Annotated in this window: 10 protein-coding genes and 5 pseudogenes; 3 read left to right on the top strand and 12 right to left on the bottom strand. The window is 65.9% G+C overall.

Annotation, left to right across the window (positions count from 1 at the left end):
- Positions 1 to 11 precede the first annotated feature (11 nt).
- Positions 12 to 1,661, top strand: coding sequence for a phosphoglucomutase (alpha-D-glucose-1,6-bisphosphate-dependent) (pgm, locus tag ACF2JD_RS02525; protein ID WP_234677544.1), 1,650 nt, complete (start codon positions 12 to 14; stop codon positions 1,659 to 1,661).
- An 84-nt stretch (positions 1,662 to 1,745) separates the two neighbouring features.
- Here pgm and ACF2JD_RS02520 read toward each other — a convergent pair.
- A pseudogene (locus tag ACF2JD_RS02520) lies at positions 1,746 to 2,626 on the bottom strand (DMT family transporter).
- 96 nt (positions 2,627 to 2,722) lie between these two features.
- Between ACF2JD_RS02520 and ACF2JD_RS02515 the strand changes: the two are divergent.
- Positions 2,723 to 3,273 (top strand): annotated as a pseudogene (locus ACF2JD_RS02515) (MarR family winged helix-turn-helix transcriptional regulator); the annotation flags it as partial.
- 180 nt (positions 3,274 to 3,453) lie between these two features.
- Here the strand turns inward: ACF2JD_RS02515 and mltB are convergent.
- The 11 genes and pseudogenes from mltB to ACF2JD_RS02460 all read right to left on the bottom strand — a co-directional run.
- Positions 3,454 to 4,425 (bottom strand): annotated as a pseudogene (gene mltB, locus ACF2JD_RS02510) (lytic murein transglycosylase B); the annotation flags it as partial.
- A gap of 140 nt (positions 4,426 to 4,565) precedes the next feature.
- Entirely contained in the window at positions 4,566 to 5,219 is a 654-nt protein-coding gene (locus tag ACF2JD_RS02505; protein WP_440986688.1) for a CDP-alcohol phosphatidyltransferase family protein, read from the bottom strand.
- A complete protein-coding gene (locus ACF2JD_RS02500) occupies positions 5,212 to 5,874 on the bottom strand; it encodes an ATP-binding cassette domain-containing protein (RefSeq protein ID WP_440986687.1) in 663 nt (220 codons plus the stop codon). Before ACF2JD_RS02500 ends, ACF2JD_RS02505 begins: the two co-directional genes overlap by 8 nt.
- Before the next feature lie 23 nt (positions 5,875 to 5,897).
- Complete coding sequence (locus ACF2JD_RS02495; RefSeq protein ID WP_440986686.1) at positions 5,898 to 6,353, bottom strand: hypothetical protein; 456 nt, start codon at positions 6,351 to 6,353, stop codon at positions 5,898 to 5,900.
- Between the two features lie 159 nt (positions 6,354 to 6,512).
- Positions 6,513 to 7,439, bottom strand: a complete 927-nt coding sequence (locus ACF2JD_RS02490) for a hypothetical protein (RefSeq protein WP_440986685.1) — start codon at positions 7,437 to 7,439, stop codon at positions 6,513 to 6,515.
- Positions 7,440 to 7,586: 147 nt separating this feature from the next.
- Positions 7,587 to 8,767 (bottom strand): annotated as a pseudogene (locus ACF2JD_RS02485) (ABC transporter substrate-binding protein).
- 18 nt (positions 8,768 to 8,785) lie between these two features.
- Positions 8,786 to 10,938: pseudogene (locus ACF2JD_RS02480) on the bottom strand (FAD-dependent oxidoreductase).
- Entirely contained in the window at positions 10,935 to 11,516 is a 582-nt protein-coding gene (locus ACF2JD_RS02475) for a carboxymuconolactone decarboxylase family protein (protein WP_440986684.1), read from the bottom strand. The pseudogene ACF2JD_RS02480 and the gene ACF2JD_RS02475 overlap by 4 nt, the downstream one beginning before the upstream one ends.
- Entirely contained in the window at positions 11,506 to 12,216 is a 711-nt protein-coding gene (locus tag ACF2JD_RS02470; RefSeq protein WP_163135916.1) for a DUF1499 domain-containing protein, read from the bottom strand. Before ACF2JD_RS02470 ends, ACF2JD_RS02475 begins: the two co-directional genes overlap by 11 nt.
- Before the next feature lie 203 nt (positions 12,217 to 12,419).
- Positions 12,420 to 12,698, bottom strand: a complete 279-nt coding sequence (locus tag ACF2JD_RS02465) for a peptidylprolyl isomerase (RefSeq protein WP_005325619.1) — start codon at positions 12,696 to 12,698, stop codon at positions 12,420 to 12,422.
- A 79-nt stretch (positions 12,699 to 12,777) separates the two neighbouring features.
- A complete protein-coding gene (locus ACF2JD_RS02460; protein WP_163155948.1) occupies positions 12,778 to 13,152 on the bottom strand; it encodes a hypothetical protein in 375 nt (124 codons plus the stop codon).
- 529 nt (positions 13,153 to 13,681) lie between these two features.
- Between ACF2JD_RS02460 and tamA the strand changes: the two genes are divergently transcribed.
- Positions 13,682 to 15,457 carry an autotransporter assembly complex protein TamA gene (gene tamA / locus ACF2JD_RS02455; RefSeq protein ID WP_408866307.1) on the top strand — a complete coding sequence of 592 codons (1,776 nt, stop codon included), beginning with the start codon at positions 13,682 to 13,684 and terminating at the stop codon, positions 15,455 to 15,457.
- Positions 15,458 to 15,493 lie beyond the last annotated feature (36 nt).

The raw sequence follows: 15,493 nt of genomic DNA, 5'->3' as shown, positions 1-15,493 counted from the left end.
AGGAAAACGCCATGGCACAGCATCCCCACGCCGGTCAGCCGGCCCGTTTAAGCGACTTGACCAACATTCCCCGTCTGGTCAGCGCCTACTACCTCAACAAGCCGGACATGAGCCGCCCCGAGCAGCGGGTCGCCTTTGGCACCTCCGGCCATCGGGGCAGCGCCCTGCACAACGCCTTCACCGAATCCCATATTCTGGCGGTGACCCAGGCGCTGGTGGAGTATCGCCAGCAGGCCGGCATCACGGGCCCGCTGTTTGTGGGCATGGACACTCACGCCCTCTCTGAATCCGCCTTCTCCAGCGCGGTGGAAGTGCTGGCGGCCAATGGCGTCGAAACCCGTATTCAGGCAGGCCTCGGCTTCACGCCGACCCCGGTCATCTCCCACGCCATTTTGCGCCACAACGCGGGCAAGCCGGCGGCCCTGGCGGACGGCGTGGTGATCACCCCGTCCCACAACCCGCCGGAAGACGGTGGCTTCAAGTACAACCCCCCCCACGGCGGTCCTGCCGAAGGGGAGATCACCAAGTGGGTGGAAGACAGAGCCAACGCCATTCTGGAAGCCGGTCTGGCCGGCGTGAAGCGGATGCCGTTCGCCGAGGCCCTGGCCAGTGAGTTCGTGGTCGAACACGACTATGTCACCCCCTATGTGGATGATCTCGAGAACGTGCTGGATCTGGCCGCCATCAAGCAGGCTGGCATCAAGATAGGGGTGGACCCTCTCGGCGGCTCCGGCGTGGCCTATTGGGACGTGATCGCCAAGCGCTACGATCTCGACATCGAGGTGGTCAACTATCGCGTCGATCCGACCTTCTCCTTCATGACCCTGGATAAAGACGGCAAGATCCGGATGGACTGCTCCAGCCCCTTCGCCATGGCGGGCCTGATTGCCCTGAAAGACAAGTTCGACATCGCCCTTGGCAACGACCCTGACTACGACCGTCACGGCATAGTCACCAAGGCGGGTCTGATGAACCCGAACCACTACCTGGCGGTGGCCATCCAGTATCTGTTCACCCACAGAACCGGCTGGCCCAAGGCGGCGGCCGTCGGCAAGACGCTGGTCTCCTCTTCCATGATCGACCGGGTTGCCGGCGAGATCGGCCGCACCCTGAAAGAGGTGCCGGTCGGCTTCAAGTGGTTCGTGGATGGCCTCTACAGCGGCGAGTTTGGCTTTGGCGGCGAGGAGAGCGCGGGCGCCTCCTTCCTGCGCAAGGACGGCACCGTCTGGACCACCGACAAGGATGGCTTCATCCTGGCGCTGCTGGCCGCCGAGATCCTGGCCGTGACCGGCAAGGATCCCCAGGCCCACTACGATGCCCTGGAAGCCAAGTTCGGTCGCTCCAGCTACCGCCGCATCGACGCTCCCGCCAACAGCGCCCAGAAGGCGGTGCTCTCCAAGCTGGATCCGGCGCTGGTGGAAGCCTCGACCCTGGCAGGTGAGCCCATCATCGCCAAGCTGACCAAGGCGCCCGGCAACAACGCCGCCATCGGTGGCCTGAAGGTGGTGACCGAGAACGGCTGGTTCGCGGCGCGCCCCTCCGGCACCGAGTCTATCTACAAGATCTACATGGAGAGCTTCAAGGGCGAGGCGCACCTGGACCTCATTCAGCAGGAGGCCCAGCAGATAGTCTCTGCGGCCCTGGCCAAGGCCGGCGTCTGAGCCTGAGGCAAGTTTTTGAAGCGCATAAAAAGGAGCCATCTTGGCTCCTTTTTGCTGGGTGTCTGGTGGGGTTCTGGTGCCCAATCAGCCATTTCCCGGCTGGTCTGTGCTCGCCCTGGCAGCCTGCTCGCCCTTGAAGAGAGGCCGGGTCGGCAGCTTCATCATGAACAGGGAGAGCAGGATCACCGCGATGCCGAGCCACTGGCGAGCGTCCAGGGTCTCCCCCACCAGCAGCACGCCAAAGGAGACAGCCACCATGGGGTTGGTGAGGGCCAGCATGCCCATCACCTCGGGGCCGTGGCGCTTGAGCCCCCAGAGCCAGGCCCAGTAGGCCAGCGCCGTGTTGAGCAGGACAAGCCAGAGCAGGCCGGGGGCACTCGCCGGTTGCGGCAGTGGCATGGGGCCCGCCAGCCACCAGGCGAGCGGGATCAGCATCAGGCCCCCGAGCAGCAGTTGCCAGGCGGTCAGCGCCAGCAGATCGCTCACCGGCCAGCGCTGCATCCAGCGGCTGGACTGGCCGATGAGCAGGGTGGCCAGCAGGGCGCACGCCACGCCGACGGGATCCAGGTTGGCGGAGGGGTTGAGCAGCAGGAGCACACCCGCGAGCCCCATCAGGCCCAGCAGCAGCCACTTCAGGCTGGGTCGCTTGCCATCCTGCCACCAGGCCAGCCCCATCAGGATGAGGGGCAGGGTGGCGCCCAGGGTGCCCGCCACGGCCCCCGGCAGCCGGAAGGCGGCCACGAACAGCAGGGCGAAGAAGGCGGCGATGTTGCAAAACGCCAGCAGGAACTGCTTGCCCCAGGGCAGGGGCGGCAGGCGGGCGTACCAGCAACAGGAGCAGGCCCGGCCGGCAATGCCCGCCACACCGCCACCCAGTAGGGGGAGTAGTCGGTCAGATAGAGGCTGACGACGGCATAGGTGCTGCCCCAGAGCAGGGGGGCCAGCAGGGCGATCAGCATGGGCATGAACTTGTCTCTTTATGAAGTATCTTTAAGTAAAGATAAATTAGCCTCAAATTGGTTTACCATCAAGTATCTCGATAAAAAGATAAGTGGCCGAAGATGGAATCAGATCATGTAGACCTGCTGCTGGCTCAGTGGGCCCGGCAGCGACCGGATCTCGACTGTTCTCCCATGGGGGTGCTGGGTCGGGTGGCGCGGATGGCGGCAATCGCCGGTCGTGAGGTGAGCGAGGAGCTCAAGGAGTGCGGCCTGCTCGGCAGTGGACTTCTGACATTTTGGCGACCCTGCGTCGGTCGGGTGAGCCACTGACGCCGACAGTGCTCTACCAATCCGCCATGTTGAGTTCGGGGGCCATGACAGGCCCGGCTCGACAAGCTGGCATCAGAGCGGGGTGGCTCGACGTCGATAGAGCGCGGCGCAGGGCACCCGCAGCTCGACCTCGCGAGGTGGCCCAGCGATCTCCAGGCGCAGCCTGCTGGTCTGCCTGACCGAGCGGGGATCGGGCAAAGCGCTGGTCGACCGGGCGGTTGAGCTGCACGTGGCCAACGAGCGGCGCCTGCTGGCGCCACTGACCGAGGCGGAGCAGGTCCTGCCTTGTGAAACTCCATCAGTTGGCCGCACTGCTCAAACGCTGGTTGCTGGAAAACGAAGCCTGCAGGCAAGCAGCAAAGAGCGGGCCAGCAGGCCCGTTCTATCGCGGTGGCTTGGCAAATCAGTGCTTTGAGCGCGGCGTCATCGGCATGTAACCGCCTGGCGATCACCGGCGACTCTTTGGTGTCCTTGACCGCCAGACCCAGCTGCCACACCGCCATGGCGTAGTGGGTGCTGTGGTTGTAGCGGGTGATGGCGTAGAAGTTCGGCAGGCCGTACCAGTACTGATAGCCGGTGCCCACATCCAGGCGCAGCAGGCTCGCCTCCTTGTGGTTGCCGAGCGAACCTGTGGGGGCAAGCCCGGCGCCGCGCAGGGTGGCGACCGGGTAGCGGGTCTGGAAGCCGTGCTCATAGCCGGGCAACTGGCCCTGACCGCGAACCGCCACCGGTTGACCCTTCTCCCAGCCATGGGCCTTGAAGTAGTTGGCCACGCTGCCGATGGCATCCACCGGATCCCACAGATTGGTGTGGCCATTACCGTTGAAGTCCACCGCATAGCTGCGGAAGCTCGACGGCATGAACTGGCCATAGCCCATGGCGCCCGCGTAGGAGCCCTTGGGTTCGGTGGGATCCATGCCCTCATCCCGGGTCATCACCAGGAAGGCCTCCAGCTCGCCGGTGAAGAAGGTCGCCCGGCGCGGGTAGTCGAAGGCCAGGGTCGCCAGGGCATCCAGGATGCGGGTCTTGCCCATCACCCGGCCCCAGCGGGTCTCCACCCCTATGATGCCAACGATGATCTCGGGGGGCACCCCGTAGATCTGCTGCGCCCGATTGAGCTCGCTCTCGTACTCACGCCAGAAGCTGACGCCGTTTTGCACATTGTCCGGGGTGATGAACTTGGCGCGGTAGCGATTCCAGGCGCCGGTCGGCCCTGTGGGCGGCGTGGTGGTGGGCGCCTGGGCGTCCATCAGCCGGATGATCCAGTCGTAGCGCTCCGCCTGGGCCAGCACCCGGTGCAGCTCGGCGCCGTTGAAGCCGTGCTTGTCGACCATGCGCTGCACGAAGTTGTCCACGTTGGTGCGGTTGGCGAAGTCTCCCTTGCTGACCCCTTCACCTGCCCGTAAACGGGTTTGCTCGGCGGCGTCTGGTTGATGAAGGCGCTCTTGGGCTGGGGGACGACCACGGGCTTGGCAGCCGGCGTGCTGCTGCAGCCACCGAGCAGGGGAAACAACGAGAGAGTGAGAAGAGAGGCAAGGCGACGCATAGGGTTCTCAAAGAGACTGAAAAAAGTGCCGCCATGGTAAAACATTGTCATCCATGCGCAAGTGTTCCGTGCGCTGCACCGCCCAATTCATCGCCGTGATGGATTAGCCCTCCGGTGAGGGCTGTGCTGTTTAGCGCTGGGGGGGAGGGTGTGGTAGCCGCTCCAGAGCCGGGTCAGGGTGGTGATGGCGCAGAGCAGGGCAAAGCCGTAGGCCAGCGGGGCAAAGGCGGCGGGCCAGAGGCACATCAGCACGAACAGGGCTATGGTCTCGCTCCCCTCGGTCAGGCCGCCCAGGTAGTAGAGTGACTTGTGGTGGTAGACCGGATTCTCGATGCCGCGCTTGCCCGCCATGATGGCAAAGGCGAGGAAGCTCGAGCCCGTGCCCATGAAGGCGAACAGCAGGGTGGCGGCGGGCAGGGCGTTGGCGGGGTCGCTCAAGGCAAAGCCCAGCACCACGGCGGCATAGAAGATGAAGTCGAGGCTGATGTCGAGGAAGCCGCCGCAGTCGGTGATCCCGCTCTGGCGCGCCACGGCCCCATCCAGGCCGTCCAGCAGCCGGTTGAGCAGGATGGCCGCCAGCGCCCACTGATAGCAGCCAAAGGCCAGCAGCGGCAACGCCAGCATGCCGATGGCAAAGCCGGTGAGGCTTATCTGGTTGGCGCTGATCCCGGCGCGGCAGAGCGGTCTGGCGAGCCGGGTGAGGGGGCTGCGGATAACGGGGATCAGGTGGCGGTCAAACAAGGTGAACTCCTCGGTCAAAAACGGGATTCGGTGAGGTGGAGTATGGTGCCCGGCGCGTCGTCTCGTCGTGGGTCACCAGGATGGCGGGGATGGCCAGCGCCTTGATCTGCGCGAACACCAGTTCGCGAAAGGCGGCCCGCAGCGGCTTGTCGAGGCGGGAGAAGGGCTCGTCCAGCAGCAGGGCCTCTGGCTCTGCCAGCAGGGCCCGCAACAGGCTGACGCGCGCCTTCTGACCGCCGGAGAGCTGGCCCGGCAGCTTGTCCGCCTGATCCCTGTCAGTCCCACCTGCGCCAGCGCGGCCACCGCCTTTTCCCGCCTCGCCGCCATGCCCCTTCACGATGGCCGGCATGCCGAACATCAGGTTCTCCGCCACCGTCAGATGGGCAAACAGCAGGTCGTCCTGAAACAGCATGCCGATGCGCCGTGCCTGGGGCGCCAAGGGGGTGAGCAGCCGCTCGCCGAGTCGTATCTCCCCCGCCAGCCGGATAGCCCCCCCGGGGGGCAGCACCCCCGCCAGGGCCGCCAGCAGGGAGCTCTTGCCGCAGCCGCTCGGGCCCATCAGGGTCAGTACCTCGCCGGGGGCCACCTGCAGGGCGGGCAGCGAGAGCAGCAGGGGCTCCTCCAGATAGAGGCGAAGAGGCGTGGTGCTCAGCATATGGCTGTTTCCATCATGAGAGTTCATCGTGAGCCGCCCCCCTTGAGCGCCGGATTGATCCGCGCCGGCAGCCAGAGCGCCAGCAGATAGATAACGAGTGGCAGCAGCAGTTGCAGCAGGCCGTAGAGCCCCGCCAGTCGCCGGTTGAGGCCGCTGCCGATGGCCACCGCCTCTGTGGTGATGGTGACCACGCGGCCCGCGCCAAACAGCAGGGTCGGCAGGTATTGGGCCAAGCTCACCGCCGCCCCGACGCCGAAGGCAAACAGCAGCGGACGCGCCAGCAGCGGCCCTTTCACCTGCCACCAGGCTCGCCACGGGGTTGCCCCCAGCAGCAGGGCGCTCTGGGTGATCCGCGGATCGAACTGGCGATAGGGGCCGTGCAGGCACAAATAGACATAGGGAAAGACAAACAGCAGCTGGCTCCAGAGCACCCAGCCCCAGCCGATGCCATGCCGTATCGAGTCATGAAGCCAGTCCACCCGAGCCGGATGCCAAACAGCAGGCTGGCCTGCGGCAGCAGCAGCGGCAGGCAGATGAGCCAGAGCGGCCAGGGGCGGCGGCCCGCTGCGCCTCCAGACTACAGCACCGCCATCACCAGCGCCAGCAAGCCGCTCGCCAGCGCCAGCAGGCGCTGGTGGTCAGCAGCGGCGAGCAGGGTCGGCAGCAGGTCCAGCCAGTGTCGGCCGCTCCACTGGCTCGGCCAGAGGGCGGGAAAGGGCCAGCGCCGGGCCAGCGACCAGAGCAGCAGGGCCCCCAGCACCGCCAGATTGAGGGTGATCAGGGTCACCACGCTGCAAAGCCTGCTGCGAGCCGCGTTGGCCAGGGCGCTTGGGTTTGCCCGTCTGCCATCGAGCCAGCAACCTTGCCAAGGGCTTGATGGGCCACTCCAGCAGCCGCAGCAGGGCGAGCAGCAGCGCCGTGATGGCGAGCAGCAGCAGGGCGCCGCTGGCGGTGGCGCCGCGCCAGACCAGATCCGGGTCCTGATACCAGAGCCACAGGCGCACCGCCAGCGGGGCGGGGGCATCGGGCCCGAGCAGCTGGGCCAGATCCACCACCGCCACCCCGTAGGCCGCCACCGCGTAGAGGGGCAGGCGCAGGGCGGGCCACAGCGCCGGCAGCAGCAGGCGCCACCAGATCTGGGGGGCGCTGAAGCCAAGGCTCGCCCCCAGCCACTGCTGGCGTGCCACCCTGGCGGGTTGCTGCGCGGCCATCGCCATCAGCAGCAGGAAGGGGGTCTCCTTGAGGGTCAAGCAGTGCATGAGCCCGAGCCCGGCGGGATCGCGCAGGGTCTGCCAGTCGGGGGGCAGTTCGAACCCGGTGAGGGTCGGCGAGAGCAGGCGCAGCAGCCAGCCGGAGGGGGCGAGCAGAAAGGCAAAGCCGATGGCAAAGGCGACGTGGGGCAGCGCCAGCAAGGGCGAGAGCAGCCGGCGCAGCCAGCCGAAAGCCCGGCTGTCGCTGTGGGCCAGCAGCAGGGCGGTCAGCAGCAGGCTGGTCAGGGTCGAGGCGGCGCCAATCCACAGGCTCAGCAGCGCCGAGTGCCACAGGCCCGGTTGGGCCAGCAGCAAGGCAGATGAGGGCGGTCAGCCCCTCCGCCAGCAGTTGCCACAGCCCCGCCAGCAGGGATGACGAAGAGCGCCAGATAAACCGCCATCCCACCCTGCGGCGTGTCAAACAGGGGGCGCCAAGGAAGCGAGGTGACCAGCACCGGCTCATCAGTGGCCGTAACGCTCGGCCCAGGCCGCTTCCAGTTTGAGCTGCCAGCTGGGGTGGGGCTCGGCCACCGCTTTGAAGCGCAGTGCCGGTTGCCCTTGGCGGAGTCAGGCAGGGCATCGGCCCGCAGCACGCTGGGATCACCCCAGAAGGCCGGGCTCGGCCTTGCGCGCCTGGGCGGCCGGGCTCAGCAGGAAGTTGGCCACCACCTTGGCACCCGCACGGGCGTTGGCGTTGAAGGGGATGGCGAGGAAAATGGCTGTTGGTGAGGGCCCCCTTGCTCATGGCAACGGCCCTCACCGCAGGGGGCAGGGTGCCGTTTTGCACCGAACTCTGGGCCTCGCCCGGGTTGAAGCTGATGGCCATGGCCAGCTCGCCGTCATCGAGCAACTGCCTGGTCTCGGCGGCGCTGGTGGGGAACAGCTTGCCCTTGCGCCAGAGCGCGGGGTGAAGCGCATCGAGCCAGACCCAGAGCGGGGCCGTGAGGCGGGCAAAATCGGCGTCGCTCGCCTCCCGATACAGTGGCGCGGGATCGGAGGTCAGCTCCAGCAAGATCTGCTTGAGAAAGCTGGAACCATGGAACTGGGGCGGCTTGGGGTAGGTGAAGCGCCCGGGATGAGCCTTGGCCCAGGCGAGCAGCTCGGCCGCCGAGGTGGGCGCTGTGGTGACTTCCTCCGTGTTGACCATCAGATTGAGCTGCCCTATGCCCCAGGGGGCCTCGAGCCCGGCGACCGGCAGGGTGAAGTCCTCGTGCACCGGCAACTTGGTGTCCACCAGGGCCATGTTCGGCAGATCCTGGGTGAAGGGGGCCCCCAACAGCCCCTGCTCCTTGAGCGCCTTGAAGTTCTCCCCGTTGACCCAGAGCAGGTCTATGGGGCCGCCCGACGTCTTGCCCGCCTGCTTGCTGGCCAGCAGCTGGCTGACGCTCTGGGCTATGTCATCCACCTTCACCTGCACCAGGGTGACCTGATAGTCGCGCGCCAGCTCCTGCCCGGCCCATACCAGATAGGCGTTGATCTCCGGGCTGCCGCCCCAGGCATTGAAATAGACGCGCTGGCCCTTCGCCTCGGCTTAGGGTCTGCTGCCAGGCCTCCTGGCTTGCGTGGAGCTGGGTCGCCAGCAACAGGGGGAGGGCTGCGACGAGCAGGGGGTGGAGCAGGGCGCTTAGCCGGGTCTTGAACATGATGAGGGTCTCGTGGGCTCAGGCGCCGCGGCGCCAACTGTGATAACGGGCCAGCAGGGCCAACAGGCGGGTGGGCTGGTGGGCCCGCTTCACTCACCGGCCAGGTACTTGTTCCCCTCCATCAGGGTGGGATAGGCGTGTATGGTGCCCAGGATCTTGCCGAGCCCCAGACGGTGGCGCATGGCGAGCACAAACTCGGCGATCCGCTCGCCGGCGTGAGCGCCCACTATGGTGGCGCCGAGGATCCTGTCCTTGCCCGGCACCGTCAGCACCTCGATAAAGCCGTGGCGCTCGCCGTCGGCGATGGCGCGATCCAGCTCGGCCAGATTGAAGCGGGTCGCCTCGAAGGGAATGCCTTGCGCCTCGGCCTCCTTGCGATTGAGACCGACCCGGGCAATCTCGGGGCTGGTGTAGGTGGCCGCCGGGATCACGCGATAGTCCGCCTTGAAGCGCCTGAACTGGTCAAAGAGGGCGTTGACGGCGGCATACCAGGCCTGATGGGCGGCGAAGTGGGTGAACTGATAGGGGCCCGCTACGTCTCCCACCGCCAGTATGCTGGGGTAGTTGGTAGCCAGGAAGCCGTCGACCTTGACGGTGCCACGGGGGGCCAGCTCCACCCCCAGCTCTTCGAGCCCGAAGCCGCTCACGTTGGCCACCCGGCCAAGGGCCAGCAGCAGCTGATCCCCCTCAAGCACTTGCATCTCATCGCCCCGGCGCAGTTGCAGCCGGATAGGCAGAGTGCCCTCGGCCGCGGGCTCATAGTCGGCGCGCTCTGCCCGCCAGCCGGTGAGTAGCCGCACGCCGTCGCGGGCCATTTGTGCGGCCAGCGCCTCGGCCACCTCCCGCTCTTCCCGGGGCAGCAGCTGATCGACGAGTTCCACCAGGGTGACGGGAATGCCGAGCAAGGCAAGGCTCTGGGCCAGCTCGCAGCCGATGGGGCCGCCGCCGAGTACCAGCAGGTGGCGGGGAGGTTCGCGCAGTTGCCAGAGGCTGTCCGAGGTGAGGTAGGGCACCTGCTCAAGACCCGGCAGCTTGGGCACCAGGGGCCTGGCGCCGGTGGCAAGCACTATATGGCGGCTGCTAAGGCGCCTGCCGTCCACCTCCAGCTCCCAGGGGGAGACGAAGCGGGCCCGGCCCTGAATGCACTCCACCCCCAGCCCCTGATAACGCTCAATGGAGTCATGGGGCTCGACCTCCTTGATCACCGTCGCCACCCGCTCCATCACGGCGGCAAAATCGGCCCGGGACTGGCTGGGGCTGAAGCCGAGTTCGCCAGCCTTGTGCTGATCAAAGGCGAAGCGGGCGCTTCGGATCAGCGCCTTGGAGGGAACGCAGCCGGTGTTGAGGCAATCTCCCCCCATCTTGTGCTGCTCGATCAGGGCCACCCTGGCCTTGACCGCGGCGGCTATGTAGCTGGTGACCAGGCCCCCGGCACCGGCGCCTATCACCAGCAGGTTGTAGTCGAAGCGAGCCGGTTTGCGATAGGGGGCGTGCAACCGGCGCAGGGCGAGCCTGCGTTGCAGCCCTCGCATCAGCCAGGGCATCAGGCCGAGCAGGGTCAGGGCCGCCACCAGGCCGGGGGAGAGGATATTGCCCGTGCTGGTGAGGCTGGCGAGCTCGCTGCCCGCCAGCACATAGACGAAGGTGCCCGGCAGCATGCCGAGCTGGCTGACCCAGTAGTAGGTACTGACTCTGATGGGGGTGAGCCCCATCAGCAGGTTGATCAGAAAGAAGGGGAAGAGGGGGATGAGGCGCAGGCTCAGCAGATAGAAGGCGCCATCCTTCGCCATGCCGGCCTCAAAGGTGGCCAGCTTGTCCCCAAAGCGGCGGCTCACCCAGTCGCGCAGCAGGAAGCGGGCGCTGAGAAAGGCCAGGGTGGCCCCGAGCGAGCTGGCAAAGGAGACCAGCAGCAGCCCCCAACCGACGCCGAACAGGGCGCTGCCCCCCAGGGTCAGCAGGCTGGCGCCGGGCAGGGAGAGGGCTGTGGTGACCACGTAGAGGAGGGTGAACAGCAGGGCCGCCTGGCCGAAGTGGGCCTGCACCCAGGCCGAGGCTTGCTCCTGGTGTGCCTGCAACCGGGAGAGGCTGAGGTAGGCATCGAGATCCAGGGCGAAGAAGGCGCCGACCAGAGCCCCCATCACCAGCAACAGCAGCAGGCGGCGCCGGCTCATTGGCCATCCCTGTCGGAGGGGGCCGGGCGCTCGGGCTGCACCGGCAGCTGGCAGAAGCCCTGGGGGGCTATGTCGAGGGCGGCATTGAACTTGGCCGACATGTTCTGGAAGGCGATGAGGCCGGTCAGCTCCACCAGGGCATCGTCATCGAACCAGGGCTTGAGGCGCGCGGCCTGCTCGTCGCTCACCCCATCCAGCCCGGTCATGGCCTCGGTGTAGTCGAGCACTGCTTTCTCCCGCTCGTCAAACAAGGGACTGGTGCGCCACTGGGCCAGCGCCTCCACCTTGTCGCTGGAGCCCGCCCGTTTGATAAGGGTCATGGCATTGATGTCGACGCAGAAGCGGCACCAGTTGAGCTGGGAGACCCGCACCGTCACCAGGGAGCGCAGCACGGGGTCTATGGGGGAGCGCTTGCGGTTGATGACGCCGTAGAGGGTGGCGACGGCGGCAAACAGGCGCGGCGAGCGGCCCCAGCACTTGCCCGGGATCAGCACCTGACCGTAGTTGCGTTGCTGCAGCCAGAAAAAGGGGCGGATAAACCAGGCATATTCCCGATCCGGCTTGACCTCAATGCGCATGTTGTTCCTCGTCGAGTCTCTGCATCTTGGGTTTGTAGGCACCCCCCAGCCGTTCGTTGAGCCGGTTCAGGAAGTTCAGGATCCGCCCCCGGTTGACCCCCAGATCGCTGCGCCCCTGGCGGGAGGCGGAGCGCATGTCGACACGGGTCTCCTTGGGGCCCGTAAAGACCCGCAGCGCCACGTCATCCTCAAAGCCGAACCAGCCGGTGGTGACCACGGCATCGAGGCCGTCCGGGCCCGGGCGTACCCGCCAGCCGAGCTCAGTCATCAGCTCCTCCGCCTCGGCGAGCACCTCGGCCGGGGAGGCGTGGGTATAGAGAGGACCGGGGTTGCCGGGAAAAACTTGCAAGGGGGGGACATTGACGGGGAGATCCTGCGCCGTCCTCAGCTGCTCTGCCCACAGCAGACGGGGCGGATGATGGGGATCCGTGCTGACGTCGTTGGTGAGGGGCGAGCGCAGCGCCTGAATGACAAACAGCAGGGGCAGCAGCAGGGGGGCTATGCCCCAGGCATCAGCCCACAGACTGGGGGAGCTGCGGTAGCGCCAGGGCAGGCGCAGCAGGAGCCAGAGGCTTATCAGGGCGCTCGCGAGGCAGAGGGCGAAACCGACCCACCAGGGCCAGAGATGAGCCCGGCTGCCGAGGGCGCCCCCCAGGGGCAGCAACCAGGCCAGCAGGGGCCACCACAAATAGCTGTGCATATGCAGGATCCACTGGTTATGATGGAGCAATGCCCAGAAGGATAAACTTAATTACCTGATAACGTTAGTAAATTATATTTATCTTGGCACTTTTTGCCGCCCTGTGCGCAGGGGCTGCAGGGCGGTGGCCAGGGCCCGGCCGGGCAGGGAGCCGGCGGGCGCCCTTGTCAGGGCAGAGGGGACACGGGTAAGGGCGCCTGCCCTCAGTTGCGGTAGAGCACCTTGATGAGGTGGAAGCCGAACTTGGTGCGCACCGGCCCCAGCACGGTCAGCAGCTCCCCCTTGAAGACGGCATCGTCGAAGGACTTGACCATGTCCCCCTTGGAGAACTCCCCCAGATCGCCGCTGCGCTTGGCGGAGGCGCAGGTGGAGAAGCGCTTGGCCATCTGGCCGAAGTCGGCACCCTTGGCGAGTTTTTCCTTGATCTCGAGACACTCTTTCTCGGTCTTGACCAGGATGTGCTGGGCACAGGCTTTTTTCATCGGAACGCTCCTCGGCGAGGGTAAAGGGGGCGCAAGCGTACTCCAATTAGGCGCGCGCGTCAGCCCCGCCGGCGGCACATCAGCCGCGGGTATGGGTCGCCAGGCGTGCCCTGGGGCGAGACTGCCACAGTATCTCCAGTCCCAGCAGGGCGTAGAGGCTCCAGATGGCCAGGGGATTGAGCCAGTCGCCACCGAGCTGCAGGGTGAGCAGGGCGCCGCCGACCAGCAGAAAGGCTATCCCGGGCAGGCGCCAGTGGGCCGGCAGCGGCGCCAGTATGGCCAGCCCCAGCAGCAGGGCGAGACCGAAGGGCAGGTTGAGGGCGGTGAAGGCCAGGGCCTGCTGGCCGTTCATGCCGGTCAACAGGGCCAGCAGGGCACTGCAACAGGCCAGGAAGGTGACGAATTCGAGTCTGTCGGCTATGTAGTCAGCCAGTTGTTCGCTACGTAAGGGCATGGGATCTCTCCTGCGATTGATGACATCAGTGTGGGGCAGGGAAGGAAGCAGTGGCAGCGGGATAAATCGATTGGATTGAACGAAGCTTTAGTGCCACCTATTCAAGTTGTTGATTTAAACTTATTTTCCTGTTCAATAGCAGGATATGGCAATGGGGGCCCCAGACGATGATGTCAAGCCTGCCAGGGTATCCGGGGTCTCAAGGTCCGGGGCCGTCCGACAGGGGCTGTCGCGTGGCGAGCACTGCAGCGCCGCGGGCGGCGACGGGAATGAACCGCTGGCATCGGACTTGAGTGCCGTTTTTTTGTACGCCCCTTGCCGGGAGAGTGCGCACTTTCCCCCGCTGGCGGGCTGTTTTCCCTGTCAGACCCCAGTGAAAGCCGGCCCCGGCAGAGGACGCCAGCCCCGGGGGAGAGGGGGATTTCGCGACTGCGGTTATGCTAGGATGAGCCGCGCTCGCCTGGGGTGAGCCCCATTATCATTCTAAATCGAACAGTTTTTTACTTATGTTATTCGGGGAAATTGACGTTTGACAGGATGCCATCCTATTTTGCCTGCCGGGTTCAGCTCACCCGGGCGAACCGGTCGCCGTGGGCTCGGTACCTTGCTGCTCGCCCTCTGTCTGTGGCTGCTGGTGACTCCCGCCATGGCGGCCAAGCTGACCTATCAGATCAAGGGCATCAAGGGGGAGCAGAAGGATAACGTCGAGGCCTACCTCAATGCCCTGCCGGTCTACCAGGAGCGCCAGTATCGTCCCGCCCGCGCCAAGATCACCGAGAGCGTGCAAAAAGCCCTGCAGGTCTATGGCTACTACCAGCCGAAGGTAACCCTCAAGCGCGACAAGAAATCCCCCGCCAAGGTGGTGATCGAGATAGTGCGGGGGGAGCCAGTGCTCATCTCGCGCCTCGACATTCTGCTGGAAGGGGAGGCGGGCAGCGACGAGGTCTACAGCGAGCTGCTGGACAAGCTGCCCCTGAAGGAGGGGGATCCCCTCAACCACGGCAAGTATGAGTCCATCAAGGCGGATCTCGGCAGCCTGGGGCTGGCGCGGGGCTACTTTGACGCCAAGATCAGCAAGAGCCAGGTGAAGGTCTTCCCGGATCAGGGCAAGGCCGAGATCTATATCCTGTTCCGCTCCGGTCCCCGCTATCACTTCGGCGAGATCCACTACGATGCGACGCCGGAGGCCCTGCGCCTCATCCGGCCGCTCATCAACATCAAGAGTGGCGACCCCTATCTGGCGATCCGGCTGGCCGAGATGTCCCAGGACGTCTCCTCCACCAAGCTGTTCAAGCAGGTGGACATCAAACCCATGATAAGCCAGGCCGAGGGCAATCGGGTGCCGGTGCAGGTGACCCTCTCGAACCGGGTCGACCACGAGATCGAAACCGGTATCGGCTATGCCACCGACGTGGGGCCGCGCCTGAGTGCCACCTGGGAGAAGCCCTGGGTCAACCGCTATGGCCACAGCCTCTCCAGCACCGCCAAGGTCTCGGCCCCGGAGGCGGAGCTCAGTTTCGATTACCAGATCCCGGTCGGCAACCCGCTGCGGGACTACTACTCCCTGCAGGCCGGTTACCAGTACACAGACAACAACGATACCCGCTCCGATCTGGCCACCTTGGGGGTGCACCGCTGGAAGCGGCGGCCGGAGAGCTGGGACAGGGACGTCTTCATCCGGCTGGAGAACGAGCGCTACGTGCAGGGGAACGACGAGGGGAACAGTCTGCTGCTGATCCCCGGGGTCTCCTGGTCGCGGTTGCGGGTGCGCGGCGGCCTGGTGCCGGACTGGGGGGATCGTCAGCAACTGACGACGGAATTCTCCAGCCCTTACTGGGGCTCGGACATCAACTTCATGCGGGTGTGGGGGCGCAGCAAGTGGCTGCGCACCCTGGGGCAGGATCACCGCTTCCTGATGCGGGTCGAGCAGGGGGCCATCATAGGGGATGACTTCTCGCTGGTGCCCCCCTCCCTGCGTTTCTTCACCGGTGGCGATCAGACCATACGTGGCTACGGCTATGAGACGGTCTCGCCGAAGGACGAGGATGGCAAGCTCACCGGCGGGCGCTACACCAGCGTGGGCAGCCTGGAGTACAACTACCGCTTCAGCGACAAGTGGCTCGGCGCCCTGTTCGTGGATGGCGGCACGGCCACCGTCGACTACAGCGAGGCCTGGAAGATAGGCACCGGGGTCGGGGTGCGCTGGGTGACGCCCATAGGTCAGGTCAGGCTGGATCTGGCGGTGGCCATCTCCGAGGAGGATAAGCCGTTGCGGCTGCATTTCGCGCTGGGGCCTGAATTATGATCCGGTTTGAACCCACTCATCCTCTTTGTTCTCTCT

The sequence above is a fragment of the Aeromonas ichthyocola genome (genome assembly GCF_046087985.1).
GTDB classification, from domain to species: Bacteria; Pseudomonadota; Gammaproteobacteria; order Enterobacterales; family Aeromonadaceae; genus Aeromonas; species Aeromonas rivipollensis.
Note: the sequence above shows the minus strand (reverse complement) of the source record. Positions and strands in the feature narration are given on the sequence as shown.